General features: G+C 41.2%; 12 protein-coding genes. 6 read left to right on the top strand and 6 right to left on the bottom strand.

Annotated features, from left to right (window positions below; genetic code table 11):
• The first annotated feature begins 40 nt into the window (after positions 1 to 40).
• Complete coding sequence (locus EZ437_RS08625) at positions 41 to 2,776, top strand: CHAT domain-containing protein (RefSeq protein WP_165500373.1); 2,736 nt, start codon at positions 41 to 43, stop codon at positions 2,774 to 2,776.
• Here EZ437_RS08625 and glgB read toward each other — a convergent pair.
• The 3 genes from glgB to EZ437_RS08610 form a co-directional block, all read right to left on the bottom strand.
• Positions 2,721 to 4,628: a 1,4-alpha-glucan branching protein GlgB gene (glgB, locus tag EZ437_RS08620; RefSeq protein WP_131595333.1), complete on the bottom strand. Its 1,908-nt coding sequence runs from the start codon at positions 4,626 to 4,628 to the stop codon at positions 2,721 to 2,723. The genes EZ437_RS08625 and glgB overlap by 56 nt on opposite strands.
• Positions 4,628 to 7,108, bottom strand: a complete 2,481-nt coding sequence (locus EZ437_RS08615) for a glycoside hydrolase family 31 protein (protein WP_131595331.1) — start codon at positions 7,106 to 7,108, stop codon at positions 4,628 to 4,630. Before EZ437_RS08615 ends, glgB begins: the two co-directional genes overlap by 1 nt.
• A 178-nt stretch (positions 7,109 to 7,286) precedes the next feature.
• Positions 7,287 to 10,211 carry a TonB-dependent receptor gene (locus EZ437_RS08610; protein ID WP_131595329.1) on the bottom strand — a complete coding sequence of 975 codons (2,925 nt, stop codon included), beginning with the start codon at positions 10,209 to 10,211 and terminating at the stop codon, positions 7,287 to 7,289.
• Between the two features lie 190 nt (positions 10,212 to 10,401).
• Here EZ437_RS08610 and EZ437_RS08605 point away from each other — a divergent pair, with 190 nt between their 5' ends.
• From EZ437_RS08605 to EZ437_RS08595, 3 genes are read left to right on the top strand one after another with little or no spacing between them, the layout of a single operon-like run.
• Positions 10,402 to 12,840, top strand: a complete 2,439-nt coding sequence (locus EZ437_RS08605; RefSeq protein WP_131595327.1) for a penicillin acylase family protein — start codon at positions 10,402 to 10,404, stop codon at positions 12,838 to 12,840.
• 5 nt (positions 12,841 to 12,845) lie between these two features.
• A complete protein-coding gene (locus EZ437_RS08600) occupies positions 12,846 to 13,196 on the top strand; it encodes a hypothetical protein (protein WP_131595325.1) in 351 nt (116 codons plus the stop codon).
• A 28-nt stretch (positions 13,197 to 13,224) separates the two neighbouring features.
• Positions 13,225 to 14,208: a LuxE/PaaK family acyltransferase gene (locus EZ437_RS08595; protein WP_131595323.1), complete on the top strand. Its 984-nt coding sequence runs from the start codon at positions 13,225 to 13,227 to the stop codon at positions 14,206 to 14,208.
• 24 nt (positions 14,209 to 14,232) lie between these two features.
• Here the strand turns inward: EZ437_RS08595 and EZ437_RS08590 are convergent, their stop codons facing one another.
• The 3 genes from EZ437_RS08590 to tyrS form a co-directional block, all read right to left on the bottom strand.
• Positions 14,233 to 14,685, bottom strand: a complete 453-nt coding sequence (locus tag EZ437_RS08590; protein ID WP_131595321.1) for an RES family NAD+ phosphorylase — start codon at positions 14,683 to 14,685, stop codon at positions 14,233 to 14,235.
• The gene (parS, locus tag EZ437_RS08585; protein ID WP_225869534.1) at positions 14,685 to 15,164 is read right to left on the bottom strand and encodes a type II RES/Xre toxin-antitoxin system antitoxin; all 480 of its coding nucleotides are present in this window, start codon (positions 15,162 to 15,164) and stop codon (positions 14,685 to 14,687) included. The genes EZ437_RS08590 and parS overlap by 1 nt, the downstream gene beginning before the upstream one ends.
• A 91-nt stretch (positions 15,165 to 15,255) precedes the next feature.
• Positions 15,256 to 16,542: a tyrosine--tRNA ligase gene (gene tyrS / locus EZ437_RS08580; protein WP_131595317.1), complete on the bottom strand. Its 1,287-nt coding sequence runs from the start codon at positions 16,540 to 16,542 to the stop codon at positions 15,256 to 15,258.
• Between the two features lie 309 nt (positions 16,543 to 16,851).
• Here tyrS and EZ437_RS08575 point away from each other — a divergent pair, with 309 nt between their 5' ends.
• Positions 16,852 to 17,556 carry an ACP phosphodiesterase gene (locus EZ437_RS08575; protein ID WP_225869533.1) on the top strand — a complete coding sequence of 235 codons (705 nt, stop codon included), beginning with the start codon at positions 16,852 to 16,854 and terminating at the stop codon, positions 17,554 to 17,556.
• Positions 17,557 to 17,578: 22 nt separating this feature from the next.
• Entirely contained in the window at positions 17,579 to 19,591 is a 2,013-nt protein-coding gene (gene ligA, locus EZ437_RS08570) for an NAD-dependent DNA ligase LigA (RefSeq protein ID WP_131595315.1), read from the top strand.
• The last annotated feature ends 56 nt before the right edge of the window (positions 19,592 to 19,647 follow it).

The following is a 19,647-nucleotide window of genomic DNA, read 5'->3' as shown; positions in this document are numbered from 1 at the left end:
GTCCATGTATATTGCCAGGTGGTGTAGCTTACTGATCTTAATGATTATCGCAGACAGCGGCATCAGCACCGCTGTGGCACAGACTGTACAGCCTTATACCGGACTAGATAAAAAGCTTGATTCTTTTAAAAAGGAAGATGACCTGACCGAATGGCTTTACCTTAGGATAGATCACAGTTACCATAATCCGGCGCAGAGCCTGTCTTTTCTGATGCGTACGCAAAAAGAAATCTGGAGGAAACCAAAGCGTACAGCAGAAAAAGAAGCCTGGCTGATATTGCTGAGCAATCAGGCGTACAACCTGCTTTACACTGGCAACATACTTGAATCCATCAACTATTATGAACATTCGTACAATTATTTCACAGAGAATAAACTGAATGTTGCCGGTATAGCCGAATATATATTTAAACCCTGGGCCAACAATTACACGCGGCTGGGGGATTATGAAAGGGCGTTATTTATACAAAAACAGACGCTGGAATATGCGCTGAAAGAAAATGACCGCCAACTGGCTGCTGCTACGTACAACAATATGGCCATTTCCTATCGCTCACTTGGTGATTATAAGAATGCGGAAAGGTGTGTAAAATCTGGTCTGGAAAGACTGGTGGACGGATCAGAGACTGAAATATTGCTAAAAAACACATTGGCTGATATCTATAAAGACAACGGGAATATCAAGCTGGCAGAGCAGACAATAACTGAGAACATACAGCAGCAAAAGAAGCGCAAGCCTGATTTTGAAACGGCCTATTGGCTGCTGAGCAGTTATATTACTGCAGGAGACATTGCATTGCTTAAAGGCAATTTTATTGTTGCTCAGGAATTTTATCATCAGGCACTAGTGATTAATGATCGATACTATAATGGCAACAGACGCCGGGAGCAAGCCTATGCCACCACCCAGCTAGGCAATGTAAAGCTAAAACAAAACAAATCTGCTGAAGCAGAAAGGTATTTTAACCAGACACTCCATGTTTTAGGACTAACAGGAAATGGCCGCCTGGTGCGGGATCAAATCTTTGGTGACAATCGCCTGATAGATGTATTTTATCAGAAAGGGCTAGCTGCCCTGCAGACCGGCAACCAGAAAGCGGCGCTGGAAAACATTGAATTGTCACTACTCGCCGCTGATAAGGTCAGATTTGAACTGGCAGATGTGAGGACAAAGCAACGCTTTCAGGCAGAAACCAAAGAAAAGGCAGAGCAAGCAATTGGGATCGCATACAACCTGCTTGAAAAGACTGGTCAGTATCAATATGCCCTGACCATCCTGGATATCATGGAGCAGGGTAAAGCCCGGACATTACTGGAATCGATCAGAAATAACCAGCAGCAGCTTACACTGCAAACGGAAGATACTTTATTTGCAAGCAAGCAAGGCTTGGAAAGGGCAATTGCTTATAATGAAAAGGAACTCATGCAACAGCATTCAGGGGCGCATGGGGAGCATAGAGAACCAAGAAAGCAATTGGAAAGGGAAACGCTCAATAAGAACAATGAAGTGCTAAAGTTCAGATTGGAAAACCTGGAAAAGGTATTGAGAGAAAAATATCCTTCTATAACAAAAGCCGGCAGATCGGCCAAATTAACTGTAGCAGGCCTGCTGAATAAAATACCGCGCAAGAGCCGAGTAGTACAGTTTTTTGTAGGGCAAAAAAATATATATGTCCTGGAGGTAAAAAACCAAAGGATCAGACACATTAAAAGAATTACCAATGCGGGCAGCATAAAACAGGAAATCGCAGATTTTGTGAGGATATATTACCACGACGGCCCTGCTGCAATGATGAACAACCCTAAAGTCTTTTATGAAGCCTCTCATCACATCTACCAAACATTACTGTCTGAACTGGGAATTGACAACAATGAGCAGGTGATCATCATAACCGATGAAGTATTGGGCAACTTGTCTTTTGATGGACTGATTACTGAAAAAAAATACAGCACTGCAATCTCTCAATGGCCCTACCTGATAAAAATGGCCAGCATCTCTTATGCCTTTTCTATTCAAACTCTGATAAACCAATCGCAGGTAAGACAAAATGCCGGACACCGATTCGCAGGACTCTTCATTACCCATCAAAACAGTGATAAGCAGTTCATCCCCGCGGTAGCCAAAGAAGCCTCATCAATTAAAAAGATTGTATCCGGCAGTTTTCTGATGGATGAAGCAGCAGGCATTAAGGATTTTTTGAATGCATTTGACAATGCCTCGGTACTGCACATCAGCACACACTCCTATCTGTCGGGCGTACAGAAAGAACCTACCCTGGCCTTTAATGACAACGATGTATTTCTGTTTGAGTTATCAGCAAGGAAGAACGCACCATCATTGGTGGTGCTCAGTGCATGTCAGACTGCTGATGGGATGATGGCTAAAGGAGAGGGTATCATTAGCCTTAGCAGGGGTTTTGCAGCCATTGGTGCTCAGTCCACTATAGCAGGACTCTGGAATGTAAACGATGATGCAGCAGCGCGTATTACTGCCGATGTATACCATAATATTCTAAATGGGAATACGGGTAGCAATGCCCTGCATCTGGCTAAAATGAACTGGCTGAACGGCACCAGAAATGGCGAACAGGAGTATCTGCCCTATTATTGGGATGCACTGATCTTTATGGGCCATGACCAGAAACTGATACTCAAACCCGCTGCAAGCCCAATGATCGCTTACCTGTTGTACATTGGCCTTGCAGCGTTTATCTCATTTACTATTTGGTTTGTTTTAAGACGATTGCGCCTAAAGGCGGAATATCTATTAAGGTAGAGTATTCCCGGCCGTTACATTCTTGCTTCTCAGGCTTTAGCGTGTTTAAATTTAACTTGCCGCTACCAAAAAACTCTGTCGCATCCGTATTAAAGATCTCTTTCCAGTTTGATTTAATAGGCAGGCCAAACCGGTAATTTTGCCTGTACACAGGTGTAAGGTTTAAGATCACAACCAAAGTGTCCTTTGCCTTTTTACCCTTTCGGATATAGATAAATACTGACTGATCAGCATCGTCGGCCGTGATCCATTCAAAACCCTCATGCGAGAAACTATGTTCATATAAAGCTGGTTCAGAAGTGTACAACTGATTCATCGCCCTCACGGTTTTTTGCATACCCAGATGCGGGGGATGCTGCAACAGGTGCCAGTCGAGCGAGTTTTTAAAGTCCCACTCATGTGTCTGCGCAAATTCATTTCCCATAAATAACAGCTTAGTACCGGGCTGGGTAAACATATAGGCATACAGCACACGAAGGTTCGCAAATTTCTGCCATTCATCCCCAGGCATCTTATAGATCATGGAAGACTTTCCATGTACTACCTCGTCATGAGAAAACGGCAGCATAAAGTTTTCACTGAATGCATAAGTGACACTGAAGGTAAGCTGATGGTGATGGTGCTTTCTATTGATCGGGTCGTTTTTAAAATACTTTAATGTATCGTTCATCCATCCCATCATCCACTTCATCCCAAAGCCCAGTCCCCCTGCATACACCGGATTGGTAACGCCTGGATAGGTGCTACTTTCTTCTGCAATGGTCTGTACTCCCTCAAAATTGCCATAAATAGCTTCGTTAAGATCTTTGAGAAACAAGATAGCACCCAGGTTTTCGCTTCCGCCATACTCATTAGTAGCCGCTTCTTCTGCTTTTCTGGAGAAGTCAAAATAGAGCATGGATGCTACGGCATCCACCCTGAGGCCATCGGCATGAAATTTATCCAGCCAGTACATGGCGTTGCTGATCAGGAATGAGCGTACTTCATTTCGGTCATAGTTAAAAATATAAGACTTCCAGTCGGGATGAAATCCCTTGCGCATATCGGCATGTTCATATAAGTGCGTACCATCAAAATGGTATAATCCATGTGCATCTCCCGGAAAATGAGAGGGAACCCAGTCCAGTATGACACCTATATTGCTCTTATGTAGTTCTTCGATCAGAAACATGAGTTCCTGTGGAGTCCCGTGCCTTGAACTGGCTGCAAAATAGCCGGTGATCTGGTATCCCCATGACGGATAGTAGGGATATTCCATGATGGGCATCAGTTCTACATGGGTAAAGCCCATATCAAGAATATAAGGCACCAGACTTGCTGCAATTTCCTTATAGGTCAAAACCCGCTTAGGTTCGCTCGGGTCACGCTGCCATGAGCCCAGATGCAGTTCATAAACTGACATGGGCATATTTAGGGCGTTTAATTTAGGGCGTTTCTTAAGCCAGGGCTTGTCCTTCCAGGTATAGTCAGTATCCCAAACGATTGAAGCAGTTCGGGGAGGATGTTCCCATCTGCTTGCATATGGATCGCCTTTTTCTATTTCCTTACCGTTGAAGTCCCTGATAGAATATTTGTAAACAGTCCCTTTGGCAACATTGGGAATAAAACCCTCCCAAATTCCGGAGCTATCTAGGCGCCTGTTGAGTGGGTGGGTACTGCGGTCCCAGTGGTTAAAATCTCCTATTACACCTACAGCCTGCGCATTTGGTGCCCAAACGGAAAAATAAGTTCCATCGGTATTATTTACGCTGATGAGATGTGCACCAAATTTCTCATACAACCGAAAGTGCTTGCCTGAAACAAATAATGAGATATCGAAATCACTGAATAAGCTGTATGCAAGCACTTTCATTAGTTGGTTATTTTTATAGTGGTGAAATTTTTATTGGACTTAAAATGCAGGCAACCGAGTTCATCAATGGTAAAATCAGCCACCTCTTTTTCGTCGACATAGATCTTACTTACTTTAAATGGCAGGCCAACTACATTGTAGTTATACAACGCATAGTTGGGTGTATACAAACCATCTCTGGTCTGCTCGATGGTCAGCGCTGCTGAAGTACCTTTAACGATGAATTTTTTCTCCGAATAGATGTCCTGTTCGTAAGCAAATGTATCCCCATGGTCTTCGAACAGGAATGAATTTACCTCGTAATCAGAAAAATACACATTCAATTTTACTTCATCAACATCCTTTTCACCCACATATTGCATTACCGGATATTCAGGAATGACAGATCCTGCCCTTACAAACAAAGGCATATGATCTAGCGGGGTAGCAATTTTGTGTTCACTCTCACCGTCCAGTATTTCATGTGTCCAGAAGTTATACCACTTACCTTTAGGCAAGTATACTTGTCTTGAAGTTGCACCTTGCTCCAGAACCGGACATACCAGGATCTTATCGCCAAAAGTAAATTCATCCTGACGATAGCTATTGCTTACGTTTTCCTGATCCAGCATTACTAAAGGCCTAAGGATCGGGAATCCGTAACGGTGATGCTCCCAGAATACGGAATAAAGATATGGAAGCAAACGGTATCGTAATTCTATGTAAGTTCTGTTGATACTGGTGTATGGCTCACCAAAACTCCATGGTTCTCTCTCGGCAGTATCACCAGCAGAGTGTGCACGCATAAACGGAGAGAATGTACCCAACTGTATCCATCTGGTAAATAATTCTGCATCCGGCTCTCCGCTAAAGCCACCTATATCTGTTCCACAGAAAGGAACTCCGGAGATCGACATACGCTGACATTGGATATTACCTATTTTAAGGTGTTCCCAAGTGGCCACGTTGTCCCCAGTCCATACACATCCGTAACGTTGCATACCAGAATAACCCGCACGGGTAATGGTAAACGGACGCTTGTTGCGCATTAATTTCTTTAGTCCATCGTAAGTAGAGCGCACCATCTGCATGCCATACACATTGTGTGCCTTGCGATGGGAACCACGGTAACCGTCATAATTGTGCCTTACGTCATTTGGAAAAGTACCTGATCCGAATACCGCAGGTTCATTCATATCATTCCATACGCCCGCCACCCCTATATCAACCAGCTCTTTGTATAAATTCCCCCACCAATCTCTTACTGCCGGATTGGTAAAGTCAGGAAACTGGCATCTTCCCGGCCATACATGACCTTCCATAAAGTAGTCATCACTGCGGCGGCAGAAATAGTTGTTTTCTTTTCCTTCTTTAAAAACCCAGTAGTTATCGTCGACCTTGATCCCCGGATCTATCATCACAACGGTCTTGAAACCATCATTAGCAAGTTCCTTAATCATTCGCTTAGGATCGGGGAAATGGCTTTTGTTCCAGGTAAAGCAACGGTAGCCGTCCATATAATCTATATCCAGGTAGATCGCATCACAAGGAATATTCCTTGATCTGAAACCATCGGCAATTTCCTTTACTTTCTTTTCAGGATAATAACTCCACCTGCACTGGTGATAGCCTAAAGCCCATTTAGGAGGCATGGGATGGGTACCTGTGAGGGTTTGATATCTTTTTACCACATCCATCATATGCGGACCGTGGATATAATAATATTGCAGTTCACCGCCATCAGCCCAGAAACTGGTCTTATCATTATCCTCCCTTGCAAAATCAAAATATGAGCGAAAGGTATTGTCGAAGAATATCCCATATGCTGCCTGTTGGTGAACACCTGTATAGAAAGGAATGGTACGATATAAGGGATCCTGATCCCAGCCAAACGAATAAGCATCCGTATTCCAGTTTTGGAAGTGGCGGCCACGCAGGTTCATATTGCCCGACTTATCCCCTAATCCAAAAAAGTTTTCTTCAGCCTGACACTTTTTGGTTGCATAAACATAATAACCACCAAATTCAATATTTTCTTCCCAGTGCATCGGAACAGCATCCTCACTCATCACCATCTGGCTCTGGTTATCGACAAAAGAGATATAGAAATCACTTTTCCGTATCTTGCAGGTTATGGTATTGGTAGATACGGCATAATAATCCTGCAGTTCTTCCAGTTTAAATGTAGTAACCTTCTGATCCACGACCGGGACTGCGTAAGAAAAATCCTCCAGAAAAACACCATGTGGTGCAAGTCTGACCCTGATAATTTCATCGCTTACCACCCTTACCTCCACCTTGGCACTGCCGTCCGCAAAAAAGAATTTATTGCCATCGGCAATTACCTTTTGTACGGAGCTTAAGTATTTTTTTACGATTGGCTTAAGATCAGTAACCGGATTGTTGAGATGTTGAACCGTTTCATCAACCTCGGCCTCTAAAATTATATCTTTTGCGATTTCTTCTTTATTGTTGTTTTCTTCAGGATGTAGTTCTTCCATTTAATTCTCTTATATGTGAGTTTATTACAAAACGTGATCGATAAAAAGCTTCATGACTTACTTCGTGTAGTTTGTACAACTAAGGTGTTAAAAAATTGTTTAAAAGAAAAGCTTTATTCAATAAAAAAGCCGTCGCGGTGTATGTTGCGCGACGGCTTTAAAATTATTATGTCAAAGATTATGGATTATAGGTCAGCGACACATAATATAGACCACCTGCTTCAGGGTTACCAAACGAGGTGCTGTAATAACTATTGAGCAAGTTGGACCCGCCAACTTTAATCACCGACTTGTAAGCCGGAATCTTGAAGTTCACCTGCGCATCTACGGTAGAGAAGGCTGGTATTGGTCCGGCGGCAAAAGAAGAGAACCAGTTGTATCCATCCTGCCAGCGATACTGAACATTAAAGCCGAAATTTTTCACGATCTCCCGGTTGCTAAGTCCTAAGTTGTAACGTACGGTCGGTGTATTGAAATCATTATCATAGTCGGCCGGAAGGTCGCCAATCTGGTTGTACGATACGTTACCCGTTACCGTATATTTTCCGATAAGGTAATCGACGCCCAATGCCGCGCCATAGGTATTGACTTCGCCCCGTGCATTCACCGGCATGCTATAGCTGCCAGTTCCTGTGGAAGGTCTGAATAAGGTAATTGCAGTTATAAAATCAGAATAAGTATTGTAATAGCCATACGCATCGATCAACAATTTATTATTGACCAAACCTTTGTACCCCAATTCAAAAGACTGAACACTTTCTGGGCGCAACCCCTCGGAGTCGAAGGTATAAGGTACCAACAGGGCTGGATTGGGTGTGCCAGATGCCGCAGATGCAAGAAAGGCATTGTAATCTTTTCTTAACACACCTTTGTTATTATATAAGTCATATTTATTTAGGCTCTCTGGAATACCACCGATAAGTCTTGACTGCCCACCCAATACCGATAGGTCGATGTACTGATTTTGAGTGGTCGGGTTACGGTAACCGGTTTGGTAAGACGCACGGATGTTGTTGTTTTCCGCTACGGTAAATACCGCAGCAATCCTCGGCGTAAAACGTCCTTCAAAATTGGTGCTCTTGTCGAAACGGCCTGCTAAAGTCAGTTTCAACTTATCATTTAACAACTTCTTGCCTAGTTGCGCAAAAGCGCCATATTCATTGATGTCGATTTCTCTGTTTTGATCATCGAAGATGGTTCCGTTAGATCTCAATTGATATAACCTTGACGAAGCACCTACCTGCAATTCAACTACATTGTTAAGGAAATTGGTAAAATTGTACATTCCTTCGTAGTGGTACAAATTGGTTTTATCATCAAACCGGGCACCATATATACTTTTGGTAGGGTCTGCATCATTGATACTGGTGGAGCTGATATTGGTATTCATAATCTGCTCTTTGGCGGCATTAAACTCTGGTGAGCCGGCTGCAAACCTTCCATTTCCGCTGGCATTCGCCGCTGCTCTGCCTGCCGCATGGGCAGCCTCACTGCTTGCGCCCTGCACGCTCGCACCTACGTAGTTACCGATATAAGCTGGAAACCAAGCAGAATTGGGACTAGACACCTCATTGATAGAAAGACCTAACACTGCAGCGATGTAAGAATCACCAGAACGTTCCTGTGTAGTATAACCCCTCAGGAAGAAGTCTTTACCTTTTAGTTCCAGTTTGTACTGTCCAATATTGAAATTGCGCAGTGAGTAGCGCTCCGTACCGGTATATACTGAAGTACCTGTACCCCAGTTTGCCTGTGCAATTGCTTCTAGGTTGTTGTTGAATTTGTAATGCGCTGCACCGGACAATTTCAAAGAACTGGCATTGTAGTCAACCAGGTTGGCCTCACTATAACCATCTCTGGATATAAATTGGTCTGGCATTGCGGATGGGTTCCTCAGACCATAGAAAAATGGCAGATATTGCCCCGCAGCTGCTTGCAGCGGCGCAGGTACATTTTGACTAATGAACGCTAAATAACTCGGATAGGTAGCATTGGCCGGCACATTACTCAGGGCTGCCCTCGGATCAAACGCTCCACCTGAAGCGGCCAGAATACGCTGACGGATACCAGGCTCAATACTTCCCTGCGTGATGTTCCTCATGTTCTGGCTTACCTCATCACCGTAGACGTTGATCCCGTCATAGTTCGGATCTGATGTACGGTCACCGGATTTCACAACGTTATTTTTCCGGTCAAAGTTTCTGGTATCACTGGCATACCAGTCTTCTGCTTTCAGGTAGGAAAAACTGGCCTTGACACCGAATTTATTGTTCCAGGATTTGGCTAAACGGGCGTCAAACTGATTATATGGCTGAACGCCGGTACTGTTGTCGTTTACGTGGTTCAACCCGGTTTTGTACTGGAAACTTACGCCTTGATAGTCGAAAGGGTTTTTAGAGTTCATCAGCATCGTACCATTGATACCACCCGCACCATATAAAGCAGAAGATGCGCCCGGCAACAATTCGACATTGTCTACATCGAGATCTGAAAGGCCTATTATATTGCCCACCGAGAAGTTTAGTCCCGGGGCCTGATTGTCCATACCATCTACATATTGATTAAAGCGGACGTTACCATTAGAATTGAACCCTCTGGTATTGATCGATTTAAAGGTAAGGCTTTGGGTACTTATCTCCACGCCTTTCATATTGATCAGCGCGTCATAAAAAGAAGGTGCGGCCTGTTCCCTGATGGCCGCCTGTCCCATCCGCTCTATAGATACTGGCGATTCAAGGATTCGTTCCGGGGTTCTGGATGCTGAAATTACTACCTCATTTCCGAGGATTGTAGCTGATTCCAATCTAAAATCAAGATTAGAAATGCTTCTAGTAATTTCCTTCTCTATTGATGTGTAACCAACATAGGAGATGACAATGGTGAACGGGGCTTTTTCAGTGGTTGTAAAAGAATATTTACCACTATTGTCTGTAGCAGTACCTGCGGTTTTGCCTTTAACTGTAATCCCAACACCAGGTATCGGCGCATTTGTTGCATTGTCCCTGACAGTACCACTAATTAGTACACTCTGTGCTCTGACTATCAGCCCTGTGAAGCATAGCAAAAGAAGTGTAAAGATCGCTTTTGTAAAAGTTTTGCTCATATATTAAGATTTATAGTTGGTTAACATCATCATAAATCTAACACATTTTTTCAGTTATCCAAACTCTATTTTGATTAATATTTCATTTACAAAATCTAATTTTCATTGTGTTTGACTTAACTTTTATGTTAAATTGCAAAGGCGAAAACCAAACATTTTAGTTTACAGGACTTAATGCATTAAATGGGTTATGATAAATAAAACAAAAGCAGCAGTTTGTATAATTATACCAATCCTGCTGGCATATTCTCTCAATACAAAATTTGGCAACACACCACCACTTCTTAAATTTCTCAATCCCTTCACAGGGTTTTGGCAAAATGCAGAAAGCACTTCCTTGAAACCAAATAAGAAAATTTCCCTGAAGGGAATGACAAAAGAGGTAGACATTTCATTTGATGACAGAATGATTCCGCATATTTTCGCTCAAAATGACCACGACGTCTATTTCGCTCAGGGATATGTTACGGCAATGCACCGTTTGTGGCAGATGGATTTTCAGACACGGTTTGCCGCAGGCCGTCTATGTGAGGTAGTTGGTCAAAAGGCGATTGAACTGGATAAATATCAGAGAAGGATGGGCATGGTTTATGGAGCAGAAAAATCTCTTGAGGGCATGATGAAAGATCCCGAATCAAAGCGGATGATCAATGCCTATACAGCCGGGATCAATGCTTACATACGTTCTTTAAGCAAAGCAAAATTACCAATCGAATACAAATTACTCGATTTTGAACCTGAAGAATGGACACCGATAAAATGCGCATTGCTATTAAAGCAAATGTCGGCCGTGCTGGCAATGGGTTCTGACGAATTTTACATGACCAATATCAGAAAGAAATTTGGGAAAGAAATAGTAAAAGATCTGTTTCCCGACTATCCATTTAATGAAGACCCCATTATTCCTGCAGGTACTAAATGGGATTTTAATCCGCTGATTCCCCCCTATGAACCGGACACAGAAGAAGAACTGGGTAATTCTGATATTCAGACAAAGCAAAAAGAAGAAGGCATAGGAAGTAATAACTGGGCCATATCTGGTGCTAAGACTGCATCCGGATACCCAATTCTGGCAAATGACCCCCATCTGGACCTAACGTTACCTTCTATCTGGTACCAGATACAGCTGCACACCCCAGGGCTGAATGCATATGGGGTTTCACTCCCAGGTGCTCCGGGAATAATAATAGGTTTTAACCAGCATATTGCATGGGGAGTAACCAATGTGGCGGCAGATGTCCTGGATTTTTATCAAATTAAATTTAAGGATAGCTCACATAATGAATACTGGTACAACAATGAATGGAAAAAAACAACACCACGTTATGAGAAGATCAAAATAAGGGGCGGGAAAACAGTGACTGATACTGTTTTTTATACACACCAGGGTCCGGTGGTATATACCCAAAAACCAGATAATTTTACTAAGTCGGGCAATATACCTAGCGGAAATGCCTTGAAATGGATTGCCCATGAAGAATCTAATGAATTAAAAACATTTTATGTGCTAAATAGGGCAAAGAATTACGCTGATTACAGAATGGCACTCACCTATTATACTGCACCTGCACAGAATTTTGTTTTTGCATCTGCTGAAAATGATATCGCCATAACTGCAAACGGAAAATTTCCTTTAAAATGGAAAGATCAGGGAAAATATATTCTGGACGGCAGCAATCCTAAAAACGATTGGCAGGGCTGGATACCTGCTTCACAAAATCCAACGGTAAAAAACCCACCCAGAAATTTTGTAAGCTCAGCCAATCAATCTTCTACTGACACCACCTATCCTTATTATATAAATTGGGAATTCAGTCCTTATGAACGCGCCAAGCGGATCAATAACAGGTTAAGTGTAATGACCAATGCAACTGCTGACGGCATCCGGCTGATGCAAACGGACAGCTACAGTATCCATGCACAAAATGTGCTTAATCCGCTGCTGCAGATGATCGATCAGGAAAAACTAAATGCTACTCAGAAAGAGGCCTATCGCATAGTGTCGAAATGGAATAAACATTATGATGCAAAAGAAATTGCTGCCAGCATATTCGATATGTGGTATAGCCGATTACGATATAACATTTGGGACGATGAGTTTACAATAGCCGATATACCTATGCGCTATCCTTCAAGAGACCGGACTGTCCAACTTATTCTAAAAGAACCAAACGCTAAGTGGTTTGACAATATCCACACACCACAAAAAGAAACTTTAAACGATCTCGTGAACGAAGCATTTGGATATACCTGCGATAGCCTGGAAAGAAAATATGGAGCGATTGGAAAAGCATGGGAATGGGCGAACATAAAGGGCACCCATGTGCCACATCTTGCGAAGATACCGGGATTCGGGTCGAAAAAATTAATGATAGGTGGAGGAAAAATGACCATCAACGCATTGAGTGAAACAAATGGACCTTCATGGAGAATGGTGGTAGAACTTGGAAAGAACCCAAAAGGACATGGAGTCTTTCCCGGCGGCCAGTCGGGAAATCCCGGAAGCAAATTTTATGACAACATGATTGATGTGTGGGCCAAAGGGGAACTGTATGACCTATATTTTATGAAGTCTCCTGATGACGCTTCTGCAAAAATTATTTCAAAATTGAAAATATCTAAAAAATAATAAGGATGGTTTTTATTGTAATTATTATCGCCTCTTTCTTGCTTCAAATGGTAATGCCCTGGTGGATCATTGTGGTCATATCTTTTGCCACATGTGGATTAATTGGTAAAACAGGCAAGATTTCGCTATGGTCCCCATTTTTTGCAATATTAGCATTATGGACAGGCATGGCCCTTTTTAAAAGTATACCAAACAATCACCTGCTTGCGCTCAGAGTGGCGGAAATGTTTGGAATCAGATCCTGGATGCTCATTCTGATATTGAGTGCAGTACTGGGTGCATTCTGTGCAGGCATCAGCGGATTTTGTGGGTATCACTTCAGAAAAGCTATTCTGTCTAAGAAAACCAATTCCTAATTAAAAAGAGTTCCGTATTTTTGCATTCGTGAAAGACCTAGTAAATCAGATTTTTTCGACACTCACCGATAAGAAATTTGAAGAAATATGTATTGAAGTTTTTAAATATCAGGCAAGGAACTGTGAGGTATACAAAAATTACATTTCTAATCTTAAAGTTGATATTGATGGTGTAACATCCGTAAAACAAATACCCTATTTGCCTATTGCTTTCTTTAAATCTCATGACGTCTTGAGTTCAGCAGACAATGCTGAAATTGTATTCAGCAGCTCAGGTACTAGCGGAATGGTTCAAAGTAAACATACTGTTACTGATCTATCTGTTTATGAAAGGAGCTTTAATGCAGCATTCGAACATTTTTATGGCCAAATAGAGGAAATCTGTTTTTTAGCATTGCTCCCCTCCTATCTTGAAAGAGACGGTTCTTCTTTGATCTATATGGTTGATTCATTAATATCCCAAAGTAAGAATAAAGAAAGCGGCTATTATCTTAATAACCACGCTGATCTTTTAAAAAAACTGCAACTTCAAAAGGAAAAAGGAAAAAAAACAATCTTAATGGGCGTTACGTATGCCCTGCTTGATTTTGTGGAAAGATATAAGATAGATTTTCCTGAGCTAATAGTTATGGAAACTGGAGGTATGAAAGGCAAACGCAAGGAGATGGTTAGAGAAGAACTTCATCAGGTACTGAAAGATGGATTTGGCGTAAATGCAATCCATAGTGAATATGGAATGACTGAACTTCTGTCGCAAGCCTATTCAGATGGGGAAGGAATTTTCAAATGTCCGGGATGGATGAAAATAAATCTTCGTGATACAAATGATCCTTTGACATTACTGGAACTGGACAAAACGGGCGGTATTAATATTATAGATCTGGCAAATATCAACTCATGCTCTTTTATAGCAACCCAGGATCTTGGCAAGCTTTATCCTGATGGCTCTTTTGAAGTGCTTGGACGCTTTGACAACAGTGATATAAGAGGATGTAATCTACTTGTCAGTTAGGCGTTACGTATCCATGATAATATATTAATGAAGTCGCTTATCGAAAATAAAAGGCTTGCTACCTAATATTTTTACTTCGCTCAAAAGCGGATGATTGATATTGACAATGTAATTGTATTCATCTTCAACAATTGCAGAAGGTACTTTTAACAACAGGGAAGTATTTGCTTTTACAAAAGCATCTCCTTTCTTTTTAAGCGAAGATGGTGCTGGATAGCTGTTCCAGTTTTCGGGCAGCAGATACTTCGCTATTTCCTCTATACTAGATTCAGGAAACTCGAAAACGGTAATGCAAAAATCCTCAGGGTCTTGTATCGGTGTCAAATGAGCCAAAACTTCCAGCGCTGCGAGTGCCCTGCTGCTTGCCAGATATAGCATCGGAACCCCAATGCTATTCCATCTGCCTCCAAACAATTTTGCTCCTGTGCCGCTAAGATCTGATGCTCTTTTGCAAAGCGAAATCCTATAGAGTAACATTAGCTAAAAATACCGTATTCAATGCGGCCCAGCGTTTGAATGATCAAGTCAAAACCAATAGATGTATCTAAAAGATTAAGAGGAGCTTCGCCATTTAAGGTATAATTTGGAGTTTTCATCCAGTCATTAAAATTATCTATTGTCCCAAACACTTCAGTACCACGCTCATAAAGCTTTGCAAGCTCAATGGCTTTTTCTGCATATTCGGTTTTGATTAACGTAGCGGGGGTATAACGCTGTAGCGTGCGCTCTGAAATATGCATAATACCCGCAACTTCCTGTATGGTAAGAGAAATTTGCTTTGCCAGACTAACCAGCGCCTTTTTTGAAACACCTTTGCGCGCAAGGTTTAAAAGATCAAAATCTGTAGAAGTAGCATAATTACTACCTAATAAACCCAACAAAGATGCAGGATTTACCACACCATAAGCAACTGCCGGCTCAGATAAATTTTGTGTAGATTCAACTTTCCTTTTCATACCAATCAGACATTATACACAAATGTAATACATTTTGTCTGAAATATCAACACTAAGAAAAAGTTTCCCTTAATAAGTAAAGAAAAAATCACTATTCGGCAATTAACAGAAAATAATTCTTTTTACCTTTTTGGACGATGATAAATTTATCATTCAAAAGGTTTCCTGTGCTTAAAATGCCCTGAGGATCATTTATTTTTTCTTTGTTAACAGATACTCCGCCACCTTGAATAAGCTTCTTAGCTTCGCCTTTAGAAGCAAATACAGTAGATTTTTCTGCAAGCAGGGTAGCTGCGTCAAGTCCTGCTTCCAGTTCTGACTTTAAGATATTAAACTGAGGGATACCTTCAAAGATTTCTAATACCTGATTGTCACTTAATGTACCAAAAAACTCAAGCGATCCGTTACCAAATAAAAATTCCGAGGTCTTGATTGCAGTTTCAAGGGCTGCATCCGAATGAGTTCTGACAGTAATGTCTTCAGCCAGTGCTTTCTGGAGTATTCTTAAATGTGGTGCCACATCATGTTCAGCTTCCAGGCCTTCTATCTCTTCTTTAGTTTTGAGTGTAAAAATACGTATCCACATTTTAGTATCGGCATCAGAGGCGTTTAACCAGAACTGATAGAATTTATACGGTGAAGTCTTCCCTGCATCCAACCAGACAGCGCCGCTTTCTGTTTTCCCAAATTTAGTGCCATCAGATTTTTTGATCAGATGAGTAGTAATGGCATATGCAGTTCCAGCATCTTTTCTGCGTATTAACTCTGTTCCGGTTACAATATTTCCCCACTGATCAGAACCACCCATTTGTACAAGGCAATTGTGATGCTTCCATAAATAATAAAAGTCATATCCCTGTATCAACTGATAACAAAATTCGGTAAATGACAATCCAGAATCTCCTTCCAATCGTCTTTTAACACTATCTTTTGCCATCATGTAGTTTACAGTGATGTGCTTACCTATATCTCTGATAAAAGTGAACAAGCTCATGTCTTTAAACCAATCTGCATTATTGATCATAACCGCTCCGTTCCCAGCTTCTTCAAATTTCAGAAATCTGGCAAGTTGTTTTTTAAGCTCTGTAAGGTTATGCTCAACCATTTTCTCTGTTTGCAGGTTTCTTTCTGCAGATTTACCTGAAGGATCACCTACCATTCCGGTAGCTCCGCCAACCAAAGCAATTGGCTTATGGCCCGCACGCTGAAAATGAATGAGTGTCATGATCTGCGTAAGGTGACCGACGTGTAATGAGTCAGCAGTCGGATCAAAGCCTATATAACCTGAGGTCATTCCTTCATTCAATTTCTCTTCAGTGCCAGGCATTATATCCTGCAACATTCCCCTCCAGCGTAATTCTTCAACAAAATTGGTCATACTCATGTGCTTTTGCGGCAAATATAGGAAAAGCATCAAACCCTTCCAGCTTCATCTCCAAATATTCCATATCTAATTACTTTATTATGCTTATATTTAGAAAAAAGGTTAAAATTGACAGGTATCTTATTAACCTGAATAACCAATAGAACGATGTTACCTACAGCACATGCTGTATATGGGTTAAGAGTGAGTCCGCATTGAGTCCGCCTTTTTCCTTAAAAATGCGGACTCACCCTAAACTTATTGAGCATAAGATCCTTTATATGGTGCTGCCCATATGCAAGGTAGGAGCAAACCAAACAAAAAATGGCTACTTTTGAAGCAATGAATTTTTTATCTCACTTTTATTTTGATAAGGATAGCGAGGATGATTACCTGGTGTTAGGAATAGTTTTACCAGATCTGATCAAAAATGCAAAGAAAGATGGAAATTTATACCCTTTAAAATCAAAAGATCTTTTTCAGACAGACCCCTTCCAAAATTCGATACTTAACGGATGGGAACGACATATATCGGTAGATAATATCTTTCATTCATCTGACTTTTTCAAGGTGCAAACGGGCATACTAAAACAACTAATCCTGCCTATACTAACTAGCAGCCCGGTAAAGCCTTTTTTTCTGGCGCATATCGGCCTCGAACTCATATTGGATCATCTACTGACAATAAACAAGATCGTCAACGTCGATAAATTCTATGATCAGCTTTCAAAAGCAGATAGAAGTGTCATCAGAGAGTTCCTGACTAACTGCATGTTTGGCGAAACCGACGCATTTTTTAGGTTTTTTGACAACTTCATCTCAAGCAAATATCTGTTAAGTTATGCTGAAATTGAAAACATTACTTATGCACTGAACAGGATTTGTATGCGTTTGTGGAACAAACCTTTTAATGATCAACAACTAAAACTGCTAACTGAGCAACTAATTGTATTCAAGGAAAGTATGACTGACAATTACCTGGAAATTTTTAATGATATGGAGTTTAACTTAAATACTAAAGGCCTTTAAAACAATTTGTATCTTCGCTCTTATGTCAATATTTGCTATAAAAGACAAAATGGATGATCTGGTTAAGGAACTTAATCAGCACAGTTACAACTACTATGTATTGGCAATGCCTACGATTGCTGATTTTGAGTTTGATAAAAAACTAGCCGAACTTGCCAGGTTAGAACAGGAACATCCTGAGCTGGCAGATCCAAATTCCCCGACATTAAAAGTGGGCGGGGACATTACGAAAAATTTTACTACCGTAAAGCACAAATGGCCAATGCTTTCATTAGGAAATACTTATAATGAGCAGGACCTACGTGATTTTGATGAGAGAGTAAAAAAAACCATTGGAGAGCGCTTTGAATACGTATGTGAATTAAAATTTGACGGATTGTCTATCAGTCTCACTTATGAAGACCTGAAACTTGTAAAGGCGGTTACCCGAGGTGATGGAACAAAGGGAGATGATGTAACCACCAATATTAAAACCATACATAACATTCCTCATAAATTAAAGGATTTGGCGGCACCTCCAATTTTTGAGATAAGAGGAGAAATACTTATGCACCGTGCGGCCTTTGAACGACTGAATAAGGAGCGTGAAGAACTGGGTGAGGTACAGTATGCAAACCCTAGAAATTTTGCAGCAGGAACCGTTAAAATGCAGGATTCAGGAGAAGTAGCCAAACGCCCGCTCGACTGCTTCCTATATTCGTTAAATACTGATAAAAATTATTTCAAGACTCATTGGGAAAGCCTGCAGACTTTAAAATCATGGGGCTTTCATGTTTCTGAACATTCAGAACTTAACACCAACGTAGATGATGTCTTGTCTTTTGTTAGAAAATGGGATGAGGAGCGCTTTAATCTATCTTATGATATAGATGGCATCGTCATTAAAGTTAACAGCTATGCTCAGCAGCAAGAACTGGGCTTTACAGCTAAGTCCCCAAGATGGGCTATTTCTTTTAAATACAAAGCCCAGGAAGTAGAGACCATTCTTGAAAAAGTAACTTACCAGGTGGGGCGAACGGGTGCTGTTACCCCTGTGGCAAATTTGAAGCCCGTTCAGTTGGCGGGAACTACAGTAAAAAGGGCCACTTTGCACAATGCGAACGAGATTGAGCGTTTAGACCTGCATGAAGGCGACAGTGTATTTGTGGAAAAAGGCGGAGAGATCATTCCGAAAATAATTAATATTAATCTAAAAAAACGCAAACCGGGAGCCAACCGGATCATTTATCCTTCAATATGCCCTGAATGTAACACCGGTTTGATTAGAAATGAAGGTGAGGTAGCTTTCTATTGTCCGAATGACGAGGCATGTCCGCCTCAGATAGTTGGTAAAATCCAGCATTTCATTGGGAGAAAAGCCATGAACATAGATGGCCTGGGTGATGAAACGATTGAAACATTTTATCAGAAAGGACTTGTGAAACATATCAGTGATCTCTACACCTTACATGAGAGAGCGGATCAATTAAAAACTTTAGAGCGCTTTGGCGAACGATCTATTGAAAATATGCTTAAAGGGATTGAAGATTCAAAACAAATGCCTTTTGAAAAAGTATTGTTTGGACTGGGAATACGATATGTTGGTGAAACTGTTGCTAAAAAACTGGCTTATGGCACCAAAAACATTGAAACACTGGTCGGTGCAACACTGGAAGAGCTGGTTAGCATTAACGAAATTGGTCAGCGTATTGCAGAAAGTATTATTGAATACTTTAAAAAACCTGAGCATTTACAGCAAATAGCCCTGTTAAAATCATACGGATTAAAGCTTGAAGTAGTAGAAAATGAAATTGCATTACAAAGTGATAAATTAACTGGAAAAACATTTGTAATTTCGGGCGTTTTTGAAACCTATAGCAGGGAGGAATTAAAAGACCTTATAGAAAGCAACGGAGGTAAAATGCTAAGCAGCATTTCGGCTAAACTAAACTTCCTGTTGGCGGGTGATAATATGGGGCCTTCTAAACTGGATAAAGCTAAAAAACTGAATATCCCACTAATTTCAGAGGGTGACTTATTAGAGATGTTGAAGTAATAATTAAAAAATGAAACCATCATGATTTTTTAAACCACCCAGTGGTCAAATAAATC

It is taken from the genome of Pedobacter psychroterrae (assembly GCF_004331695.1).
In the GTDB taxonomy this organism is placed as follows: domain Bacteria; phylum Bacteroidota; class Bacteroidia; order Sphingobacteriales; family Sphingobacteriaceae; genus Pedobacter; species Pedobacter psychroterrae.
Note: the sequence above shows the minus strand (reverse complement) of the source record. Positions and strands in the feature narration are given on the sequence as shown.